We start from the raw sequence: 20,948 nt of genomic DNA, 5'->3' as shown, positions 1-20,948 counted from the left end.
CGTTTGGCCCTGCCTGTTGCAGCGAAGTTACAGCAATTCCGCTCCGGGCTGCTATGACGGTGTCTCGCGGCCTTGGGGGCCTGTAGAAAAAGTTGGAACGGGAAAATGAAGAAGATTTTGCTTGTCACCGCCAGCCTGATCGCGCTCAGCGCGACCGCTGCTTCCGCGGCTGACCTCGCGGCTCGCCCTTACACCAAGGCGCCGCCTCCGATGGTCGCCACTGTCTATGATTGGACCGGTTTCTACATTGGTATCAACGGCGGTTGGGCCCAGAGCCACGACAACCGTTCGGTTGATGGTTTCGGCCAGGCCGGCAGCTACGATGCCAACGGCGGCACCGTCGGTGGTCAGATCGGCTACCGCTGGCAGACCGGCGGCTGGGTGTTCGGTCTCGAAGCTCAGGGTAACTGGGCTGACCTGACCGGCAGCAGCGCGAACAACTTCGTCGCGGGCGGCGTTGTCCGTTCGAAGACCGACGCGTTCGGCCTGTTCACCGGCCAGATCGGCTACGCTTGGAACAACGTTCTGCTCTACGCCAAGGGCGGTGCTGCGGTCACTGATCGCAACTATCAGTTCCTGTTCCCCGGCGGGGCGCTGGCGTCCGAGACCGGCTTCGACACCCGTTGGAGCCCGACGGTCGGTGTTGGCCTCGAGTTTGCCTTCTCGCAGGGCTGGTCGCTCGGCGTCGAATACAACCACATCTTCGAAGACACCCACGGCGCGACCTTCGTCACCCCGGCTGGTACTGCTGTGGCTGGCTTCCACACCGGTGGCGACACCGACATGGTCCTCGGCCGTCTGAACTACAAGTTCGGTGGCCCGGTCATCGCGCGTTACTGATCGTTCGCTTAGTTCAAGCGCATCGAAAACCCCGGGCCTCGGCCCGGGGTTTTTTGTTGGCTAGGCCGATTAACCATCGGCCATGAAGGCAGGACGCGCTCTTCCCGGCTAGCTTGACTCCAAGAACAAAAAAGGAACAATGTTCTGCATACGTTCCAGTTCGGGGAGAGCGCCATGTTGAAGATTTTCGTGCAGGAAGCTGCAGCGCTGGCATCGATCACGCTGTTCGTCGGGATGATCGCGGTTTGGGCACAGCTGATCACCCAGTTCTGAAAATGCACCCGCGGGGACAGGGGGCTAGCTTGCCCCTGGGGAAAACCGGGATGACCTGCTGCCACGCCGCGTTCGGCGTGGACTTGGCGGGGCCCAGGCCCCACGATTGGAATGCGAGTCGGGTCTGAGGTTTTTGAGCTCAGGCTTTGGCACTCGCGCCATCCCTGACTTTAGATATCCCGAGCAGCCATGCCGAATGCCGGATTCGTTCATCTTCACGTTCATTCCGCCTATTCGCTGCTGAAGGGCTCGATCAAGATCGCCAAGCTCGGCGAGCTCGCGAAGGCCGACCGCCAGCCGGCGCTGGCGCTCACCGATACCGACAACATGTTCGGGGCGCTGGAATTCTCCGACAAGATGGCCGGTTACGGCATCCAGCCGATCGTCGGCTGCGAGCTGGCGGTGGATTTCGGCGACGTCGATCCCAATGCGCGAAGCATATTGGCAACGGCGCCTGCGCGAATCGTGCTGCTGGCAGCGCGCGAGCGCGGCTACCGCAGCCTGATGCGGCTGAACTCGCGGGCGTTTCTGGAGACCCCAGTCAACCAGACCCCGCACATCAAGTTCGATTGGCTCACCGACGACGCCGAGGATCTGATCGCGCTGACCGGCGGCCCCGACGGGCCGATCGCGCTGGCGCTGCGTGCCGAGCAGGCGGCGCTGGCGACCACCCGCTGCGAACGTTTGGGCAGCCTGTTCGGCGATCGGCTCTACATCGAATTGCAGCGCCATGGCGCCGACAAGGAACGCCGCACCGAGAGCGGCCTGATCGACCTCGCCTACGGCAAGGGCTTGCCGCTGGTTGCGACCAACGAGCCGTATTTCGCCAGCAATGACGACTATGAATCGCATGACGCGCTGCTGTGCATCGCCGGCGGCCATCTGATTGCGGAGACCAACCGCGAGCAACTGACCCCGGATCACCGTTTCAAGACGCGCGCAGAGATGGCGGTGCTGTTCGCCGATATTCCGGAGGCGCTGGCCTCGACGGTGGAGATCGCCGAGCGCTGCTCGTTCCGGCCGAAGACCCGCAAGCCGATCCTGCCGTTCTTCACCGTCGGTGCCGCCGCCAGCGCCGATGCTGCCGCCGACGAGGCCGCCGAGCTGAAGCGCCAGGCCGAGGAGGGACTCGCAAATCGCCTGCGGGTGCACGGTCTCTCGCCGGACATGACGGAAGAGGACTACAGCAAGCGCCTCGCTTTCGAGCTCGACGTCATCACCCGCATGAAATACGCGGGCTACTTCCTGATCGTGTCGGACTTCATCAAGTGGGCGAAGGCGCAGGGCATTCCTGTCGGACCGGGCCGCGGCTCCGGCGCGGGCTCGCTGGTCGCCTGGGTGCTCACCATCACCGACCTCGATCCGATGCGATTCGCTTTGCTGTTCGAGCGCTTCCTCAATCCCGAACGCGTATCGATGCCGGACTTCGACATCGACTTCTGCCAGGACCGCCGCGGCGAGGTGATCCAGTACGTGCAGGAGCGCTACGGCCGCGACCAGGTGGCGCAGATCATCACCTTCGGCACGCTGCAGGCGCGCGGCGTGCTGCGCGACGTCGGGCGCGTGCTGCAGATGCCGTATGGGCAGGTGGACAAGCTGACCAAGCTGGTGCCGCAGAATCCCGCAGCACCGGTGACGCTGGCGCAGGCGATCGAGGGCGAGCCGAAGCTGCAGGCGTTCCGCGACGAGGATCCGGTGGTGGCGCGTGCGTTCGACATCGCGCAGCGCCTCGAGGGTCTGACCCGTCACGCCTCGACCCACGCTGCCGGTATCGTAATCGGCGACCGGCCGCTGAGCGAGCTGGTGCCGCTCTACCGCGATCCGAAATCCGACATGCCGGTGACCCAGTTCAACATGAAATGGGTCGAGCCGGCGGGCCTCGTGAAGTTCGACTTCCTCGGCCTGAAGACGCTGACCGTGCTCGACGTCGCAGTGAAGCTGCTCAAGCAGCGCGACGTTCACGTCGATCTCGCGACGCTGCCGATCGACGATGCGCCAAGCTATCAGATGCTGGCGCGTGGCGATGTCGTCGGCGTCTTCCAGGTGGAAAGCCAGGGCATGCGGCGCGCGCTGATCGACATGCGGCCGGACCGTTTCGAGGACATCATCGCGCTGGTGGCGCTGTATCGCCCCGGCCCAATGGCGAACATCCCGACCTATTGCGCGCGCAAGCACGGCGACGAGGAGTCGGAATATCTGCATCCGATCCTGGAGCCGATCCTGAAGGAGACGTTCGGAGTCATCATCTATCAGGAACAGGTGATGCAGATCGCGCAGCAGATGGCGGGCTACTCGCTCGGCCAGGCCGACCTGCTGCGCCGCGCGATGGGCAAGAAGATCCGCGCCGAGATGGACAAGCAGCGCGACGTCTTCGTCGCCGGCGCGATGAAGAACGGCGTCGCGAAGGGCCAGGCCGAGACGATCTTCGAGCTGCTCGCCAAGTTCGCCGACTACGGCTTCAACAAGAGCCACGCGGCGGCCTATGCGCTGGTGTCGTACCACACCGCCTATATGAAGGCGCATTACCCGGTCGAGTTCCTCGCGGCGTCGATGACGCTCGAACTCAACAACACCGACAAGCTCTCCGAATTCCGTTCCGAGGCGCAGCGGCTCGGCATCAAGGTCGAGGCGCCCAACATCAATCGCTCCGGCCCGACCTTCGAGGTCTCCGAGAACACGATCTACTACGCACTCGCCGCGCTGAAGGGCGTCGGCATCCAGGCCGTGGAGCAGATCATCGAGGAGCGCAACAAGAAGGGCGCCTTCACCTCGCTCGCCGATTTCGCCGCGCGGGTGAACCCGCGCGCCGTCAACAAGCGGATCATCGAGAGCCTTGCCGCGGCCGGCGCCTTCGACACGCTGGAGTCGAACCGCGCGCGCGTGTTCGCGGGCGCCGATGCGATCCTCGCCGCCTGCCAGCGCAGCCACGAGGCGGCGACCTCGGGCCAGAACGACATGTTCGGCGGCGCCGCGGATGCGCCCAGCATCATGCTGCCGCAGATCGAGCCGTGGCTGCCCGCCGACCGGCTGCGGCGTGAATATGACGCGATCGGCTTCTTCCTGTCGGGCCATCCGCTTGACGACTACGCGACCGCGCTGAAGCGGCTCCGCGTGCAATCCTGGGCGGAATTCTCCCGCGCGGTGAAGACGGGTGCGACGGCCGGCAAGGTCGCGGCAACGGTGGTGTCGCGGATGGAGCGTCGCACCAAGACCGGCAACAAGATGGGCATCATGGGCCTGTCGGACCCGACCGGCCATTTCGAGGCGGTGCTGTTCTCGGAAGGACTCGCGCAGTACCGCGACGTGCTCGAACCAGGAGCGGCCGTGCTGTTGCAACTCGGCGCCGAACTGCAGGGCGAGGACGTGCGGGCGAGGGTGCTGCACGCCGAGCCGCTGGATCACGCCGCCGCCAAGACGCAAAAGGGCCTGCGGATATTCGTGCGCGACACCAAGCCGCTGGACTCGATCGCCCGCCGGCTCAACATGCCGGATGCCGCTCCGGCCCCGGGCGGCCTCGCAAAGGGCCCGGCGTTGAAGCCGGCCGCCGCGCCGCCGGCCGCCGCGGGCGCCGATGGCGACGTCTCGCTGGTGATGATGCTGGACCTCGAAACCGAGGTCGAGATGAAGCTGCCCGGCCGCTACAAGGTCTCGCCGCAGATCGCCGGCGCGATCAAGGCCGTCGCGGGCGTGGTCGATGTGCAGACGCTGTAAAGGGGGCTCGGGGCCGCCAAACGGGGCCGTTTCGGCACGATTTGGGTCCATCCGGCCGGCGTAACCGGCCGTATTTCCTTGCTTCTGGCGCAAATCGCGCTATATACCGCGCCATCTCACACGGAAACATGGCTCTTAAAGGCCGTCCGGTGGCAACCGGGCCATTCAGGCGCGTTTGCTCACACGTTTCCGGAGGAACCAACCGGAGAATTTGATCTATGTCGCTGCCCGAATTCAATATGCGTCAGCTTTTGGAAGCTGGCGTTCACTTTGGTCACCAATCCCACCGCTGGAACCCGAAGATGCAGGATTACATCTTCGGCGCCCGCAACAACATCCACATCATCGACCTCGCGCAGACCGTGCCGATGCTGCACCGTGCCCTGCAGGCGGTCAGCGATACCGTCGCCAAGGGCGGCCGCATCCTGTTCGTCGGCACCAAGCGCTCGGCGCAGGACGGCGTTGCCGATGCGGCCAAGCGTTCGGCGCAGTACTTCGTCAACTCGCGCTGGCTCGGCGGCACGCTGACCAACTGGAAGACGATCTCGGCCTCGATCAAGCGCCTGCGTCATCTCGACGACGTGCTGTCGTCGGGCGATGCCAGCTCCTACACCAAGAAGGAGCGGCTGACGCTGCAGCGCGAGCGTGACAAGCTCGACCGTTCGCTCGGCGGCATCAAGGACATGGGCGGTCTTCCCGACATGATCTTCGTGATCGACACCAACAAGGAAGACATCGCGATCCAGGAAGCCCAGCGGCTCAATATCCCGGTCGCGGCGATCGTCGATACCAACTCGGACCCCAAGGGCATCACCTATGTGGTGCCGGGCAATGACGACGCCGGCCGCGCGATCTCGCTGTACTGCGATCTCGTGGCACGCGCCGCCATCGACGGTATCTCGCGCGCCCAGGGCGATTCCGGAATCGATATCGGTGCGTCGGCTGCGCCCGTGCAGGAAGAACTCCCGGCGGCTGCGCCGTCCGGCTTCCAGGGGCTGGCCGGCCCGCGCGGCACCGCCGATAACCTGAAGAAGCTCACCGGCGTGTCCGGTGCGATCGAGAAGAAGCTCAACGACCTCGGCATCTTCCACTACTGGCAGCTCGCCGAGCTCGATCACGACACCGCGCACAAGATCGGCGAAGAAGTCGGTCTGCCGAGCCGTGCCGACGCCTGGGTCGCCCAGGCCAAGACGCTCGCCGAAGCGGAATAACAGTTACGCGGCGCGGCCGGGTCTCGCCCGGCCGCCGCTTCTATTCCACGAACAACGATTTCCCTGTCGCTGACAGCGGCGCCATCGGGCGCCGCGGTTTCTGTACAGGCAAGAAGGGCATTGAACGATGGCAACGATCACAGCAGCGATGGTCAAGGAGCTCCGCGAGTCGACCGGCGCGGGCATGATGGATTGCAAGGCGGCGCTGACCGAGAACAACGGCGACATGCAGACCGCACAGGATTGGCTGCGCAAGAAGGGCCTGTCCAAGGCCGCGAAGAAGGCCGGCCGCGTGGCGGCCGAGGGCCTGATCGGCGCACTGACCTCCGGCACCAAGGGCGTGCTGGTCGAGGTCAATTCCGAGACCGATTTCGTTGCGCGCAACGAGCAGTTCCAGGGGCTGGTCAAGATGATCGCCCAGGTCGCGCTGCACAACGGTGCCGACGTCGAGACCATCAAGGCGGCCAAGGTCGGCGACGTCACCGTCGAGACCGCGATCTCCGATGCCATCGCGACCATCGGCGAGAACATGACGCTGCGCCGCGCCACCTCGCTCGAGGTGAGCAAGGGCGTGGTATCGAGCTATGTCCACAACGCCGTGGTCGAAGGCGCCGGCAAGATCGGCGTGATCGTGGCGCTGGAGTCCGCCGGCAAGACCGACGAGCTCGCAGTGCTCGGCCGCCAGCTCGCCATGCACGTGGCCGCGGCGAAGCCGCTTGCGCTCGATCCGGCCGGCCTCGATCCGGAGACCGTCAAGCGCGAGAAGGACGTGCTCGCCGACAAGTACCGCCAGCAGGGCAAGCCGGAGAACGTCATCGAGAAGATCGTCGATTCCGGCCTGAAGACCTATTACAAGGAGGTCTGCCTCCTGGATCAGGCCTTCATCCACGACAGCGGCAAGTCGGTTGCCCAGGCGGTGAAGGAAGCTGAGGGTAAGGTCGGCGGGCCGATCAAAATCGCTGGCTTTGTGAACTATGCTCTCGGTGAGGGAATCGAGAAGCAGGAAAGCGATTTCGCCGCCGAAGTCGCGGCCGCCAGCGGCAAGAAGTAACCGCTGACACCAGGCGTCCGGCGCAAGCGCCGGAGGCCCTGCCTGCGCGGGATAAGAAAGCGATCGCATCATGGCTGAGCCGATCTATCGTCGCGTGGTGATCAAGCTGTCCGGCGAATATCTGGCCGGCTCCCACGGGTTCGGTATCGATCAACCGACGGTCGACCGTGTCGCCGACGATCTGATCGCGGCCCGCAAGCTCGGCATCGAGGTCGCTGTCGTGATCGGCGGCGGCAACATCGTCCGCGGCGTCGAGGTCTCCTCGCGCGGCGTGTCCAGGCCGACCGGCGACACCATGGGCATGCTTGCAACCATCATGAATTGCCTCGCGCTCGAGGCGGCGATCGAGCGCAAGGGGACCCCGGCGCGGACCCTGTCGGCATTCGTGATGCCCGAGATTTCCGAGCTGTTCACCCGTGCTGCGACGCACAAATATCTCGCCGAGGGGCGTATCGTCCTGCTCGGCGGAGGAACAGGCAACCCGTTCTTCACTACCGATACCACCGCCGTGCTGCGCGCGGCCGAGATCGGCGCCCAGGCGGTGCTGAAAGCCACCAATGTCGACGGCGTTTACAGCGCCGATCCGAAGAAGGACCCTAAAGCCAAGCGCTTCGACCGCCTGACCCACTCGCAGGCGATCGAGGGCGGCTACAAGGTTATGGACGCGACCGCTTTCGCGCTTGCCCGCGAGACGTCGCTGCCTATCATCGTGTTCTCGATCGCAGAGCCCGGTTCGATCGGTGCGATTCTGCGCGGTACCGGACACGGCACGGTCGTCGCCGGCTGATTGCCGCGCCTCCGGGCGTCGACAGCCGGTTTCAAGTGAAGGGAGAAGCGTCATGGCCGCAGCTGGTTTTGACATCAACGACGTGAAGCGCCGCATGCAGGGCGCCACACAATCGCTCAAGCACGAGCTCGGCGGTCTGCGTACCGGCCGCGCCGCGGCCTCCATGCTGGAGCCGGTCCAGGTCGAGGCTTACGGCTCGCATATGCCGCTGAACCAGGTTGCGACCATCAGCGTGCCCGAGCCGCGCCTGCTCTCGGTGCAGGTCTGGGACAAGACGATGGTGAAGGCCGTGGAGAAGGCGATCGTCGATTCCAACCTCGGCCTGTCGCCGGCAACCGAAGGACAGGTGCTGCGCTTGCGAATTCCCGAACTCAACGAGGAGCGCCGCAAGGAGCTCGTCAAGGTTGCGCACAAATACGCGGAAGCGGCCAAGGTCGCCGTACGCCACGTGCGCCGCGACGGCCTCGATGTGATCAAGAAGCTCGAGAAGAATCACGAGATCTCCGAAGACGATCAGGAGCGCCTGTCGAACGAGGTGCAGAAGGCGACCGACGGCGTGATCGCCGAAGTCGATCAACTGCTCGCCGCCAAGGAAAAGGAAATCCTGACAGTCTGAAGGCGCTACGGGAACGAGCCGATGTCGAACGCCGCCGCCCCAGCAACTGACGGACCGGATCGCTCCGGCAGTCCGCTGCATGTGGCTGTTATCATGGACGGCAACGGGCGCTGGGCCGCTTCGCGCGGCCTGCCGCGCGTCGAGGGCCATCGCCGCGGCGTCGAGGCGCTGCGCCGCGTGGTACGTGCGGCCCATGAACTCGGCATCGTCTATCTCACGATCTTTTCTTTCAGCTCGGAAAACTGGTCGCGGCCGGCCAGCGAGATCGGCGATCTGTTCAGCCTGCTGCGCCGCTTCATCCGCAACGATCTGGCCACGCTGCATCGTGACGGCGTGCGGGTGCGCGTGATCGGCCAGCGTGACGGGCTCGACGCCGACATCTGCGCGCTGCTCAACGAGGCCGAGGAGCTGACGAGGAACAACGACAGCCTCAACCTCGTTGTTGCCTTCAACTACGGTTCGCGGGCGGAGATCGCCGCGGCGGCGCGGCGTCTTGCGCGCGAGGTCGCCGAAGGCAAGCGCGACGCCAACTCCATCGATGCCGACACGCTCGGGCAATATCTCGATGCGCCCGACATTCCGGATCCGGACCTGATCATCCGCACCAGCGGCGAGCAGCGGCTGTCGAACTTCCTGATGTGGCAGGCTGCCTACAGCGAATTGGTGTTCGTGCCGATTCACTGGCCGGATTTCGACAAGGCGGCGCTCGAAGGAGCGATTGCGGAATACGGCAAGCGCGAGCGCCGGTTCGGCGGCCTCGCCGCGAAAACCGGCTCGTGACCGAGGGCGAAGCCGCGCCGCCGGCAGCGAGCGAGCAGGGATCGCGCAACCTCGTGATGCGCGTGGTTGCGGCGCTGGTACTGGCGCCGGTTGCGATCGCACTGGCCTATCTGGGTGGCATCGCCTGGTCGCTGTTGGTGACGCTGGCGGCGATCGGTTTGCTTGCGGAATGGCTCATGGTCACCGGGTTCGGACGCGAACTCCGTGTCGTGGTGCCCGGTGTGGTCGCGCTGCTGCTTGCCGGGCTTTGCCTGATGGCCGGCCGCGTCGATGCGGCCCTGGCTATCCTCGCGATCGGTGCAGTCGCTGTGGCGCTGACGTCGGGCGCGCGGCGCAACTGGGCAATTGCGGGATTGCTCTATGCCGCAGGGGCCGAGATCGCATCGGTCATGCTGCGCCTCGATCCGGCGAAGGGCTTTGCCGCGCTGATGTTCGTGTTGCTGATCGTATGGGTCACCGATATCGGCGGCTATTTCGCGGGCCGCAACATCGGCGGGCCGAAGCTTTGGGCGCGGGTCAGTCCGAAGAAGACATGGGCTGGCGCGGTCGGCGGCTTCGTGGCGAGCCTGCTCGTCGCTGCCGGCTTTGCCGCCTTCGAGATCGGGTCGACGGGCGAGATCGGGTCGACGGGACCGCTGCTCATGCTCGGCGCCGTGTTGTCGATGGTCTCGCAACTCGGCGACCTGTTCGAATCCGCGGTAAAGCGGCGGTTCGGTGTGAAGGATTCGAGCCACATCATTCCCGGTCATGGCGGCCTCTTGGACCGCCTGGATGGATTTGTCGCGGCCGTCATTGTGGCGGCGATTTTCGGCTTTCTCCGTGGTGGCGCCGATGGCGTCGGGCGCGGTCTTATGGTTTGGTGATGAGATGAGCGCAGTTCCGTTGCGTAACAACAAGGCCGTGGCGGCGTCCGCCGTGCGGACCGTGACCGTCCTCGGTGCCACCGGCTCGATCGGCGACAGCACGATGGATCTGCTGCGTGGCGCGCGCGACCGTTACCGGGTCGAGGCGCTGACCGCGAACAGCAATGTCGAGGGCCTCGCCAAGCTGGCCAAGGAATTCGACGCGCGGTTCGCCGCCATTGCCGATCCGGCGAAGCTTTCAGAGCTGAAGGATGCGCTGGCCGGAACCCGGATTGAATGCGGGGCCGGGGAGCGCGCGATTATCGAGGCGGCCGCGCGGCCGGCCGATTGGGTGATGGCGGCGGTCAGCGGCGCGGCCGGACTGAAGCCCGCGCTCGCCGCGGTCGATCGCGGCGCCACCGTCGCGCTCGCCAACAAGGAGTGCCTGGTCTGCGCCGGTGATATCTTCATGGAGCGCGCCAAGAAGGCCGGCGCCTGCATCCTACCAGCGGACTCCGAGCACAATGCGCTGTTCCAGGCGCTGGCTTCCGGCAATCGCGAGGAACTGACGCGGGTCATCATCACCGCGTCCGGCGGACCGTTCCGCACCTGGGCTCCCGCCGACATCGAGCAGGCGACGCTGGAACAGGCGCTGAAGCATCCCAACTGGAGCATGGGGCAGAAGATCACGATCGATTCCGCGTCGATGATGAACAAGGGCCTCGAGGTGATCGAGGCGTCCTACCTGTTCGCTTTGGCGCCCGACGAGATCGACGTGCTGGTGCACCCGCAGTCGATCATCCACGGGATGGTCGAGTTCTCCGATCGCTCGGTGGTGGCCCAGCTCGGTACGCCCGACATGCGGATTCCGATCGCACATTGCCTCGGCTGGCCCGACCGTGTCGTCGGCCCGTCCGCCAAGCTCGATCTCGCCAAGATCGGACAGCTCACCTTCGAGGCACCGGATTTCGAGCGCTTCCCGGGGCTGCGGCTGGCTTACGAAGCGCTGCGCATGGGGCACGGCGCAACGACGGTCTATAACGCGGCCAACGAGATCGCGGTCGGAGCGTTTATCGCCGGCAAGATCAAGTTCGGCGCGATCGCCCGGCTGGTCGAGGCGACGATGAACGATTGGATCAGGTCCGGGAATCAGCCAGCACTGCAGTCGGCGGATGATGCGATTTCCGTTGACCATATCGCGCGAAATAAAGCTGCCGCCCTATTGCCTCAAATTGCCTTAAAGGCAACCTAGAGGATTGGGGACGGAGCCTGATGGCTCTTGTCGAGGGAAAATCGAATGCCGGAGTATTTTCTTCATAGTATCAATGCGTTGAGCCATGGGCTCCTCGGTTATATCGTTCCCTTTCTCTTCGTCCTGACCATCGTCGTTTTCTTTCACGAGCTCGGCCACTTCCTGATTGCGCGCTGGGCCGGCGTGAAGGTTCTGACGTTCTCGCTCGGCTTCGGGCCGGAGCTTGCCGGCTTCAATGACCGGCATGGCACGCGCTGGAAGATCTCGGCAATTCCGCTCGGCGGCTACGTCAAATTCTTCGGTGACGACAGCGAGGCATCGACGCCGTCGACGGAGACGCTCGACGCGATGACGGCGGAGGAGCGCGAAGGCAGCTTCCATCACAAGTCGGTCGGAAAGCGGACCGCCATCGTCGCGGCCGGCCCGATCGCGAATTTCATCCTCGGCGCCCTGATTTTCGCGGGGATGGCGCTCTATTACGGCAAGCCGAGCACGATCGCCCGGGTCGACGGCCTGGTCGCCGAGAGCGTCGCCGCGAACGCAGGTTTCAAGGTCGGCGATGTCGTCGTGGATATCGACGGAAGCGCGATCCAGAGCTTCGCCGACATGCAGCGGATCGTAGCTTCGAATGCTGGCTCAGAGCTTGGATTTAAGGTGAAGCGGGATGGTGCGATCGTCTCGCTCAAGGCGGCACCGGCGCTGAAGGAGGTCAAGGATCCCTTCGGCAATGCGCACCGAATCGGCGTGCTCGGAATCGAGCACAAGGCTCAGGTCGGTGAAGCAACCAGCGCCTCGGTCGGTGTGCTGGAAGCCCTGAAGATCGGCGTCGAGCAGGTCTGGTACATCATTGCCAGCACGTTCAAGTTCCTGGGGTCGTTGTTCGTGGGAACCGGCAATCCGGGTGAGGTGAGCGGGGTCATTGGAATCGCAAAGCTGTCGGGGCAGGCCGCGAGCGCCGGGTTCCAGTTCGTGGTCAATCTTTGCGCCATCCTGTCGGTCTCGATTGGCCTCTTAAACCTGTTTCCGATCCCGCTTTTGGATGGCGGGCACCTTCTGTTCTACAGCGCCGAGGCGCTCCGTGGCCGCCCGCTTTCGGAGCGGACGCAGGAGGTGGGTTTCCGAATCGGACTGGGTCTGGTTCTGATGCTGATGGTGTTTGCGACCTACAACGACATCCTCAGGATCGCCGGGTCCTGAAACGGGGCTTTTTTGTGGCGTTGCCGATGGGCAACGTATTGGTATGAAAATGGAAATGTTCGGCTGTAGTAAGTTTGCCGCCTTGGCAAATTTGGTTACAAGCTGAGCAGGTTGGGAATCTGTCGGGTCGTTGGGGAACGGTCCGGCAATGTTAGATAAGGGCGCGTTGCGCATGATGTTTGGAATGCGAGTGAGGGGGGGCCTGTTCGCCGCCTTGGTCATGTTCGCCGTGCCGGTGGCTGCCACCTTGGCGGCCGTAGCTGTCTCTGCGCCTGCGTATGCGCAAACTATCGATTCGATCACGGTGGAGGGGAACCGCCGCGTCGAAATCGAAACCATCCGCTCCTACTTCCATCCCGGGCCGGGCGGTCGGCTGGCTCAGGCCCAGATCGACGACGGTCTGAAAGCGCTGATCGAGACCGGCCTGTTTCAGGACGTCCACATTGACCAGCGGGGCGGGCGCCTTGTCGTGGTCGTGGTCGAGAACCCGGTGATCGGCCGCGTTGCTTTCGAGGGCAACAAGAAGATCAAGGACGAGCAGCTCACCGCCGAAGTCCAGTCCAAGCCGCGCGGCACGTTCTCGCGCCCGATGGTCCAGTCGGATGCCTTGCGCATCGCCGAAATCTACCGTCGCTCCGGCCGCTACGACGTGCGGGTCAATCCGCAGGTCATCGAGCAACCGAACAACCGCGTCGACCTGATCTTCGAGGTCAATGAAGGCGTGAAGACCGGCGTGCGGTCGATCGAGTTCATCGGCAACAATGCCTATTCGGCGTCCCGTCTGCGCGACGTCATCAAGACCCGCGAATCGAACATCCTGAGCTTCCTCGGTGGCAACGACGTTTATGACCCCGACCGGGTCGAGGCCGACCGCGACTTGCTGCGCCGCTTCTACCTCAAGAACGGCTATGCCGACGTCCAGGTCGTGGCCGCGCTGACCGAATACGATCCCGACAAGAAGGGCTTCCTGGTTACCTTCAAGATCGACGAAGGCCAGCAGTATCGCGTCGCGTCCGTCAACTACACCTCGTCGATCGCAACGCTCAATCCGGACGCGCTGCGCTCGTACTCGCGCGTCAATGTCGGCTCGCTCTACAACGCTGAGGCGCTGGAGAAGTCGGTCGAGGAAATGCAGATCGAGGCATCGCGCCGCGGCTACGCGTTCGCGGTGGTCCGGCCGCGTGGTGATCGCAACTTCGATAATCACACGGTGTCGATCACCTTTGCGATCGACGAAGGCCCGCGCACCTATATCGAGCGCATCAACATCCGCGGCAACAGCCGCACGCGCGACTACGTGATCCGCCGCGAATTCGATATCTCGGAAGGCGATGCCTACAACCGTGCGCTGGTCGATCGCGCCGAGCGCCGGCTGAAGAACCTCGACTTCTTCAAGACGGTGAAGATTACCACGGAGCCCGGCTCCTCCAGCGATCGCGTCATCCTGATCGTCGATCTCGAAGAGAAGTCAACCGGCGACTTCTCGGTGTCGGGCGGCTACTCGACCACCGACGGCGCGCTGGCCGAGGTCAGCGTCTCCGAGCGTAACCTGCTCGGCCGCGGCCTGTTCGCGAAGGCGTCGGTGACCTACGGCCAGTACGCCCGCGGCTACTCGCTGTCGTTTGTCGAGCCCTATCTGCTCGACTACCGCGTCGCGCTCGGCCTCGACCTCTATCAGCGCCAGCAGTTGTCCAACAGCTATATTGCCTACGGCACCAAGACGCTGGGCTTCAGCCCGCGGCTCGGCTTCAGCCTGCGGGAAGACCTGTCGCTGCAGCTGCGCTACTCGATCTACCAGCAGGAAATCACCCTGCCGTCGGCGCTGAACAACTGTAACAACGTGCCATTCCTCGCTGACGGTGTAACGCCCAATCCCGCGTTCAACCCGAGCCCGGCCTATGCGAACCTGAACGGGATCAGCTTGGTGTCGACCAATGGTCTGGGCTGCTTCTATGACGGCGAAGCCTCGCTGCCGGTGCGCAAGGAGTTGGCGGGCGGCAAGACCCTGACCTCGGCGCTGGGCTACACGCTGAACTACAACACCCTCGACAACAACAAGAACCCGACCGACGGTCTGATCGTCGACTTCAAGCAGGATTTCGCCGGCGTCGGCGGCGATGTCAGCTACATCAAGAGCGCGATCGACGCGAAGTACTACACCCCGTTGGTCTCGGACATCGTCGGCGTGATCCATGCGCAGGGCGGCATCCTGAACAAGCTCGGTAGCGACGATCTGCGCATGCTCGATCACTTCCAGATGGGCCCGAACCTGGTCCGCGGCTTCGCGCCGAACGGTATCGGTCCGCGTGACATCAACCCGTACGGTACCATGGACGCGATCGGCGGCACCAAGTACTGGGGCGTGTCGGCGGAACTGCAGATGCCGTTCTGGTTCCTGCCGAAGGAAGTCGGGCTCAAGGGCGCGGTCTATGCCGACGCCGGCGGCCTGTACGACTACAAGGGCCCGACCTCGTGGGCGGCAACCGGCGAAGTCAACCAGCCTGGCTGTATCAAGCCGACGAACAATCCGCCGTCTCCGGGTACGTGCCTTGGTCTGAGTTACGACGACAGCAAGGTCGTCCGGACCTCGGTCGGTGTCGGTTTGATCTGGCAGTCGCCGTTCGGCCCGCTGCGCTTCGATTACGCGGTGCCGCTGACCAAGGGCGCGTATGACCGCGTGCAAGAATTCCGGTTTGGCGGCGGTACCACTTTCTAAGACCGTTACCCGACCGGACTGCGACGGATGGAATGGCGCAGCCGATCTTCTTCAAAAGTCCTCCTTCGTTATCGCTGGCTGACATAGCCGCGCTGACGAAGGCGCAACTGGTCGACCCCGCGAGGGGCGCGCTTAAGATCAGGGGGCTGGCCTCGCTCGACGAGGCCGGTCCGATGCATCTCGCGTTCTTCGACAATCTCAAATATGCCGACCAGCTCGCTGCGACCAAGGCCGGCGCGTGCCTGGTCAGCCCGCGCTTCGAGGCGCAGGTGCCGAAGGGCACTGCGGTGCTGCGGGCCGCGAAGCCGTTCATAGCCTTCGTCGAGCTCGCCCGCGAATGGCACGCCGATGCGCTGCGGCCGCAGTCCTGGTTCGACACTGAGGGCATCGCGCCGTCGGCGATCATCGATCCCACCGCACGCCTCGAGGACGGCGTCATTGTCGATCCGCTGGTCGTGATCGGCCCGCGGGTCGAGATCGGTGCCGGCACCATCATCGGCGCCGGCGCGGTGATCGGCGCCGACGTCAAGATCGGCCGCGACTGCAATGTCGGCGCCAAGACCACCATCCAGTTCGCGCTGATCGGCAACAACGTGCTGATCCACCCCGGCTGCAATATCGGCCAGGACGGCTACGGCTTCATCTTCTTCGGTCCGGCAGGGCACGTGAAGGTGCCGCAGACCGGCCGTGTGGTGATCCAGAACAATGTCGAGGTCGGCGCCGCCTCGACCATCGATCGCGGTTCCCTGCGTGACACCGTGATCGGCGAGGGCACCAAAATCGACAACCAGGTCCAGATCGGCCACAATGTGACCATCGGCCGGCACTGCTTGCTCGCGGCCCAGATCGGGCTCGCCGGCAGCCTGACGATCGGCGACAATGTCGCGCTCGGCGCCAAGGTGGGCATCAACAACCACCTCAAGATCGGCGATGGCGCCCAGGTGACGGCGATGAGTGCGGTCAAGGACGACATCCCCGCCAACGGCCGCTGGGGCGGGCATTTCGCCAAGCCGACCAAGCAGTGGTTCAGGGAAATCATCGCGGTGGAGCGCCTGGTGCGCGACAATGAGGCCAAAGGCAAGGAACAGGAGTGATGGAGGAGGCACCGGTCAAATTCGAGCTCGTGGATATCAATGATATCCTGAAGACGCTCCCGCATCGCTTTCCGATGCTGCTGATCGACCGGGTGATCAAGATCCGCACCGATTATAGCGGCATCGGCATCAAGAACGTCACCTTCAACGAGCCGCCGTTCCAGGGGCATTTCCCGGATCGCCCGGTTTACCCCGGCGTGATGATGATCGAGGCGATGGCCCAGACCGCCGGCGTGATCGGCATTAAATCTGTCGAGGGCACCGAGAAGCCGCGCGCGGTGTACTTCCTCACCATCGACAAGTGCAAGTTCAGGAAGCCGGTGATGCCCGGCGACACCATCGAGTACCACATGCGCTCGCTCGGCCGCCGCAAGACGATGTGGTGGTTTCACGGCGATGCCAAGGTCAACGGCCAGGTCGTTGCCGAGGCCGATGTCGGTGCGATGCTGACGGACTAATGTGTTTGCGAGACGCCGAGGTCACGACGTTCTGCAGCCGTATCGGCCGTCAGCGCCCGCGATCCGCAGCACGCGATTGAGGAAGACACCCATCGACGGCGCATTCATCAACGCGTCGAAGGTTTCGACGGGCACGCCGCAATAGTGCTGGTAGCTGCCCCTGACCGCGACCAGCAGTGTGCGCTCGCCCGCGCTGTAGCAGACCCGCTGGACGATGGTGCTGCGATTGATGTCGCGGCATTCGAAGGTCGAGAGATCGACGGTCGTGCTGTTGCCGAGATCGACCGTCTCCGCGCCGATTGGCAGAGAGATCAGGCTGAGGATCAACGCGGCGGCCCGGACCATGGATCGGTTGCGACCTTCTCGTTTGCAACAGGCCGTCATGATACGTCACTGGACAGGGCGGGCAAAGTCGCGCTAACGACCGCCCAAATCGACAGCATAGCGCCTTGATAGCACCTTGGCGCCATTAACGAATTCCGGATCGAAACGACATGAGCATGATCGACCCCACTGCGCGGATTGCCGATGGCGCTGTGATCGGGGCCGGCACCGAGATCGGTCAGTATTGCATCATCGGCCCCAATGTCGTGCTCGGCGAGAACTGCAAGCTGATCGCGCATGTCACGATCAGCGGGCATACGAAGATTGGCGCCGGCTGCATCATCTCGCCGTTTGCCGCACTCGGGGGGCCGCCACAGGATCTCAGCTATCGCGGCGAGCCGACCCGTCTCGAAGTCGGCGAAGCCTGCACGATCCGCGAGGGCGTGACGATGAACGTCGGCACCGTCAAGGGCGGCGGGCTCACCCGCGTCGGCGATCGCGGCTTCTTCATGAACAACAGTCATGTCGGTCATGACTGCGTGGTCGGCAACGGCGTGATCTTCGCGACGTCGGCAACGCTGGGCGGCCACTGCGAGATCGGCGACTTCGTCTATATCGGCGGCCTGTCGGCGGTGCACCAGTTCACCCGCGTCGGTCCGCAGGTGATGATCGGTGGCGTCTGCGGCGTGCGCGGCGACATCATCCCGTTCGGACTCGCCAACGGTCAGTACGCGGTTCTCGAAGGGCTCAACATTATCGGCATGCGGCGGCGCCAGTTCACCAAGGCACGGCTGGCGACAGTGCGTGCGTTCTATCAAAAGCTGTTCCACGGCCCCGGCATCTTCGCCGAACGGCTTGCCTCCGTGCAGCCGCTCGCGAGCGAGGATCCCGCGATCGCGGACATCCTCGCCTTCATCGAGGGCGGCAAGCTCCGGCCGCTCTGCCTTCCCGCCGATACCAACTGAGCAGGGGATGGCCGCCAGCATGACGTCAGCGGCTCCCTCGCTTTCCTCGCCGGTCGGCGTGATCGCCGGCGGCGGCGCGATGCCGTTCGCGGTTGCCGATCAGCTCGCCGCGCGCGGCATCACGCCTGTGCTGTTCGCGCTGCGCGGCGCCTGCGATCCCGCGCGCGCGCAGCGGTTTCGTCACCGCTGGATCTCGGTTGGCCAGCTCGGGCGGGCGACCCGGCTGTTCCGCGATGAGGGCTGCCGCGACCTGATCTTCATCGGCACCTTGGTGCGTCCCGCGCTGTCGGAGATTCGGCTCGACTGGGGCACGCTGCGCCTGCTTGGCCATGTCGTGCGCGCGTTTCGCGGCGGCGACGATCATTTGCTGTCGAGCGTCGGCCGCATCCTCGAGCAGCAGGGATTCCGCATGGTCGGGATCAAGGATGTCGCGCCCGATCTCCTGATGCCTGAGGGCGCCGTGACGCGCACGACGCCGGACAGCGCTGCACTGGCCGATATCGCGCGCGGACGCGGCGTGCTCGAGGCGCTCGGCCCGTTCGACATCGGCCAGGCGGCGGTGGTGATCGACGGTCACGTGGTTGCGGTCGAGGACATCGAGGGAACCGATGGTCTGCTCGCGCGCGTGGCGCGGCTGCGTGCCGAGGGGCGTATCCGCGCCAAGGCCGGCCGCGGCGTACTGGTGAAGGCGCCGAAGCGCGGGCAGGACCTGCGCTTCGATCTGCCGACCATTGGTCCGCGGACGGTCGAGGGCGCGGCAGCGGCGGGTATCGCAGGAATCGCCGTGATCGCCGGCAATACGCTGGCCGCCGAGCCGCAGGCACTGATCGAGGCGGCCGACGCCAAAGGGCTGTTTGTCATCGGACTGGCGGATTGATGCAGGCGCGCAGTCCCAGCAACGGCCGCAAGATCTTCCTCGTCGCGACCGAGGAATCCGGCGACCGGCTCGGCGCGGCGCTGATGAAGGTGCTGCGCCAGCGCCTCGGCGATGCCGTGCAGTTTTCCGGCGTCGGCGGCCGGGAGATGACCAGCGAGGGCATCGATCCGCTGTTTCCGATCGAAGAGCTCTCGATCATAGGCCTTGCCGCCGTCGTGAGGCAATTGCCGAAAATCCTGCAATTGATCCGCCGCACAGCCGATGCCGTGCTCGCCGCTCCGCCTGATATGCTCGTCATCATCGACAGCCCTGACTTCACGCATCGCGTCGCCCGCCGTGTTCGCGCGCGCAATCCGGACATTCCGATCGTCGACTACGTGTCGCCATCGGTCTGGGCCTGGCGGCCGGGCAGGGCGCGCGCGATGCGAAGCTATGTCGATCACGTGCTCGCGCTGTTGCCGTTCGAGCCGGAGGAATATCGCAAGCTGCAGGGACCGCCGTGCAGCTATGTCGGCCATCCCCTGACCGAGCATCTCGCCTCGCTGCGGCCGAATGAGGAGGAGCAGAAGCGGCGCGACACGCGGCCGCCGGTGTTGCTGGTGTTGCCCGGAAGCCGGCGCAGCGAGATCAGGCATCATCTGGCGCCGTTCGGTGCGGCGCTCGGCCAGCTCAACAAACAAACGTCGTTCGAGCTCGTGCTTCCCACCATGCCGCATCTCGAGGCGATGGTGCGCGAAGGCGTCGCGTCGTGGCCCGTCGCGCCGCGGCTCGCGATCGGCGAGACGGAGAAACGCGCAGCGTTCCGCGTGGCACGCGCGGCGCTGGCAAAGTCGGGCACGGTGACGCTGGAGCTCGCGCTGTCAGGGATTCCGATGGTGACGGCCTATCGCGTCGGCGCTGCCGAGGCGTTCATCCTCCGCCGTGCCATCCGGGTGTCGTCGGTGATCCTCGCCAATCTCGTGATCGGCAGCGATATCATCCCCGAGTTCCTGCAAGAGGACTGCACGCCGGACAAGCTCTCAGCGGCGCTGGCCGAGGTATTAGCGGATTCGCCCGAGCGTCTGCGGCAGCTCGTGGCGTTCGCGACGATGGATGGCAAGATGTCGACCGGTAATCAGCCGCCAAGCGTCCGCGCCGCGGATATCGTGCTGGCGGAGATGGGCCGGCGGCCGAGCTAGCCGGTCGATCATGGTGTCGTTCGCGGCGACTTACCGCCGAAACGGTTCTGCTTGCTCGGAAGAGTTAGGTTGCGCTAATATTAGCTTTGTCTAATATTGAAGGGGAGCGCTCTCATGAAGATCAATCCAGTCGCTTATGTCGGAGCCGTCGTTCGCGAAGTCGTCGTCCGGGAACGCGATGGCAAACCGGCGCGGGCAGTGATCGCGACCCGCAGCTACGATACCGACATCGACGATCTGTGGGATGTGTTGACCAATCCCGAGCGCATTCCGCGCTGGTTCCTGCCGATCTCAGGCGACCTGAAGCTTGGTGGCCGCTATCAGTTCCAAGGCCACGCGGGCGGCGAAATCACGACGTGCGAGCCGCCGCGCCGGCTTGCCGTCACGTGGGAGTCCATGGGCACCGTCAGCTGGGTTACCGTGACGCTCGCCGAGAATGGCCCTGACGCCACGCGCCTGGACCTGGAACACCTCTCGCTGATCGAAGGCGATTTCTGGGATCGCTACGGACCCGGCGCGGTCGGCGTCGGCTGGGATCTCGCGCTGCTCGGGCTCGCGCTCTATCTGGCCATGCCGCCCGGCGAGGCCTTCGACCGCGCGGCCGCGTCGGCGTGGCCAGCCACCGACGACGGCAAGGAATTCATCCGCCGGACCAGCGAGGGCTGGTGCAGAGCCTCGATCGCGGCGGGCACTGAGGAGGCTGCCGCGCGGAGATCGGCCGCAAATACCACGGCAGCCTATTGCGGCGAGCCCGAGCCGGGCGGCGGAGGCTAGCG

At 64.7% G+C, this 20,948-nt stretch carries 18 protein-coding genes; 17 read left to right on the top strand and 1 reads right to left on the bottom strand.

Going from position 1 to position 20,948, the window contains the following annotated elements; translation table 11 throughout:
- Positions 1-105 precede the first annotated feature (105 nt).
- The 13 genes from ABIB78_RS15770 (at position 106) to fabZ (ending at position 16,828) form a co-directional block, all read left to right on the top strand.
- Complete coding sequence (locus tag ABIB78_RS15770) at positions 106-840, top strand: outer membrane protein (protein ID WP_429025975.1); 735 nt, start codon at positions 106-108, stop codon at positions 838-840.
- A 462-nt stretch (positions 841-1,302) separates the two neighbouring features.
- Positions 1,303-4,824 (top strand): DNA polymerase III subunit alpha, encoded by a 3,522-nt coding sequence (dnaE, locus tag ABIB78_RS15765; protein ID WP_429025972.1) that lies wholly within the window; start codon positions 1,303-1,305, stop codon positions 4,822-4,824.
- A gap of 218 nt (positions 4,825-5,042) precedes the next feature.
- Entirely contained in the window at positions 5,043-6,035 is a 993-nt protein-coding gene (locus ABIB78_RS15760; protein ID WP_429025970.1) for a 30S ribosomal protein S2, read from the top strand.
- Positions 6,036-6,162: 127 nt separating this feature from the next.
- Positions 6,163-7,086, top strand: a complete 924-nt coding sequence (gene tsf, locus ABIB78_RS15755; protein WP_429025969.1) for a translation elongation factor Ts — start codon at positions 6,163-6,165, stop codon at positions 7,084-7,086.
- Between the two features lie 70 nt (positions 7,087-7,156).
- On the top strand, positions 7,157-7,873 hold the full coding sequence (pyrH, locus tag ABIB78_RS15750) for a UMP kinase (protein WP_429025967.1): 717 nt from the start codon (positions 7,157-7,159) through the stop codon (positions 7,871-7,873).
- 52 nt (positions 7,874-7,925) lie between these two features.
- The gene (gene frr / locus ABIB78_RS15745; RefSeq protein WP_028334007.1) at positions 7,926-8,489 is read left to right on the top strand and encodes a ribosome recycling factor; all 564 of its coding nucleotides are present in this window, start codon (positions 7,926-7,928) and stop codon (positions 8,487-8,489) included.
- A 21-nt stretch (positions 8,490-8,510) separates the two neighbouring features.
- Complete coding sequence (locus tag ABIB78_RS15740) at positions 8,511-9,269, top strand: isoprenyl transferase (RefSeq protein ID WP_429025966.1); 759 nt, start codon at positions 8,511-8,513, stop codon at positions 9,267-9,269.
- Positions 9,266-10,132 carry a phosphatidate cytidylyltransferase gene (locus ABIB78_RS15735; protein WP_429025964.1) on the top strand — a complete coding sequence of 289 codons (867 nt, stop codon included), beginning with the start codon at positions 9,266-9,268 and terminating at the stop codon, positions 10,130-10,132. Before ABIB78_RS15740 ends, ABIB78_RS15735 begins: the two co-directional genes overlap by 4 nt.
- A 4-nt stretch (positions 10,133-10,136) precedes the next feature.
- Positions 10,137-11,363, top strand: coding sequence for a 1-deoxy-D-xylulose-5-phosphate reductoisomerase (gene dxr / locus ABIB78_RS15730; protein WP_429025962.1), 1,227 nt, complete (start codon positions 10,137-10,139; stop codon positions 11,361-11,363).
- 45 nt (positions 11,364-11,408) lie between these two features.
- A complete protein-coding gene (rseP, locus tag ABIB78_RS15725; protein ID WP_429025960.1) occupies positions 11,409-12,560 on the top strand; it encodes an RIP metalloprotease RseP in 1,152 nt (383 codons plus the stop codon).
- 172 nt (positions 12,561-12,732) lie between these two features.
- A complete protein-coding gene (gene bamA, locus ABIB78_RS15720) occupies positions 12,733-15,276 on the top strand; it encodes an outer membrane protein assembly factor BamA (RefSeq protein WP_429026159.1) in 2,544 nt (847 codons plus the stop codon).
- A gap of 32 nt (positions 15,277-15,308) precedes the next feature.
- Entirely contained in the window at positions 15,309-16,370 is a 1,062-nt protein-coding gene (gene lpxD / locus ABIB78_RS15715; protein ID WP_429025957.1) for a UDP-3-O-(3-hydroxymyristoyl)glucosamine N-acyltransferase, read from the top strand.
- Positions 16,370-16,828: a 3-hydroxyacyl-ACP dehydratase FabZ gene (gene fabZ, locus ABIB78_RS15710; protein ID WP_016841580.1), complete on the top strand. Its 459-nt coding sequence runs from the start codon at positions 16,370-16,372 to the stop codon at positions 16,826-16,828. The genes lpxD and fabZ overlap by 1 nt, the downstream gene beginning before the upstream one ends.
- Positions 16,829-16,849: 21 nt before the next feature.
- Here the strand turns inward: fabZ and ABIB78_RS15705 are convergent, their stop codons facing one another.
- The gene (locus tag ABIB78_RS15705; protein WP_429025952.1) at positions 16,850-17,173 is read right to left on the bottom strand and encodes a KTSC domain-containing protein; all 324 of its coding nucleotides are present in this window, start codon (positions 17,171-17,173) and stop codon (positions 16,850-16,852) included.
- A 149-nt stretch (positions 17,174-17,322) separates the two neighbouring features.
- Between ABIB78_RS15705 and lpxA the strand changes: the two genes are divergently transcribed.
- From lpxA to ABIB78_RS15685, 4 genes are all read left to right on the top strand, one after another.
- Positions 17,323-18,117 (top strand): acyl-ACP--UDP-N-acetylglucosamine O-acyltransferase, encoded by a 795-nt coding sequence (gene lpxA, locus ABIB78_RS15700; RefSeq protein WP_429025951.1) that lies wholly within the window; start codon positions 17,323-17,325, stop codon positions 18,115-18,117.
- A 19-nt stretch (positions 18,118-18,136) separates the two neighbouring features.
- Positions 18,137-18,994 (top strand): LpxI family protein, encoded by an 858-nt coding sequence (locus ABIB78_RS15695; RefSeq protein ID WP_429025949.1) that lies wholly within the window; start codon positions 18,137-18,139, stop codon positions 18,992-18,994.
- Positions 18,994-20,172 carry a lipid-A-disaccharide synthase gene (gene lpxB, locus ABIB78_RS15690; protein ID WP_429025946.1) on the top strand — a complete coding sequence of 393 codons (1,179 nt, stop codon included), beginning with the start codon at positions 18,994-18,996 and terminating at the stop codon, positions 20,170-20,172. The genes ABIB78_RS15695 and lpxB overlap by 1 nt, the downstream gene beginning before the upstream one ends.
- A gap of 114 nt (positions 20,173-20,286) precedes the next feature.
- Positions 20,287-20,946 (top strand): SRPBCC family protein, encoded by a 660-nt coding sequence (locus tag ABIB78_RS15685; RefSeq protein WP_429025943.1) that lies wholly within the window; start codon positions 20,287-20,289, stop codon positions 20,944-20,946.
- Positions 20,947-20,948 lie beyond the last annotated feature (2 nt).

The sequence above is a fragment of the Bradyrhizobium sp. I1.14.4 genome (assembly GCF_050435825.1).
Lineage (GTDB): Bacteria > Pseudomonadota > Alphaproteobacteria > Rhizobiales > Xanthobacteraceae > Bradyrhizobium.
This window is presented reverse-complemented; position numbering and strand designations above follow the sequence as displayed.

Coding starts and splice junctions, on each gene's coding strand:
- ABIB78_RS15770 (WP_429025975.1), top strand. CDS start 106: ATGAAGAAGATTTTGCTTGTCACCGCCAGCCTGATCGCGCTCAGCGCG.
- dnaE (WP_429025972.1), top strand. CDS start 1,303: ATGCCGAATGCCGGATTCGTTCATCTTCACGTTCATTCCGCCTATTCG.
- ABIB78_RS15760 (WP_429025970.1), top strand. CDS start 5,043: ATGTCGCTGCCCGAATTCAATATGCGTCAGCTTTTGGAAGCTGGCGTT.
- tsf (WP_429025969.1), top strand. CDS start 6,163: ATGGCAACGATCACAGCAGCGATGGTCAAGGAGCTCCGCGAGTCGACC.
- pyrH (WP_429025967.1), top strand. CDS start 7,157: ATGGCTGAGCCGATCTATCGTCGCGTGGTGATCAAGCTGTCCGGCGAA.
- frr (WP_028334007.1), top strand. CDS start 7,926: ATGGCCGCAGCTGGTTTTGACATCAACGACGTGAAGCGCCGCATGCAG.
- ABIB78_RS15740 (WP_429025966.1), top strand. CDS start 8,511: ATGTCGAACGCCGCCGCCCCAGCAACTGACGGACCGGATCGCTCCGGC.
- dxr (WP_429025962.1), top strand. CDS start 10,137: ATGAGCGCAGTTCCGTTGCGTAACAACAAGGCCGTGGCGGCGTCCGCC.
- rseP (WP_429025960.1), top strand. CDS start 11,409: ATGCCGGAGTATTTTCTTCATAGTATCAATGCGTTGAGCCATGGGCTC.
- bamA (WP_429026159.1), top strand. CDS start 12,733: ATGATGTTTGGAATGCGAGTGAGGGGGGGCCTGTTCGCCGCCTTGGTC.
- lpxD (WP_429025957.1), top strand. CDS start 15,309: ATGGCGCAGCCGATCTTCTTCAAAAGTCCTCCTTCGTTATCGCTGGCT.
- fabZ (WP_016841580.1), top strand. CDS start 16,370: ATGGAGGAGGCACCGGTCAAATTCGAGCTCGTGGATATCAATGATATC.
- ABIB78_RS15705 (WP_429025952.1), bottom strand. CDS start 17,173: ATGGTCCGGGCCGCCGCGTTGATCCTCAGCCTGATCTCTCTGCCAATC.
- lpxA (WP_429025951.1), top strand. CDS start 17,323: ATGAGCATGATCGACCCCACTGCGCGGATTGCCGATGGCGCTGTGATC.
- ABIB78_RS15695 (WP_429025949.1), top strand. CDS start 18,137: ATGACGTCAGCGGCTCCCTCGCTTTCCTCGCCGGTCGGCGTGATCGCC.
- lpxB (WP_429025946.1), top strand. CDS start 18,994: ATGCAGGCGCGCAGTCCCAGCAACGGCCGCAAGATCTTCCTCGTCGCG.
- ABIB78_RS15685 (WP_429025943.1), top strand. CDS start 20,287: ATGAAGATCAATCCAGTCGCTTATGTCGGAGCCGTCGTTCGCGAAGTC.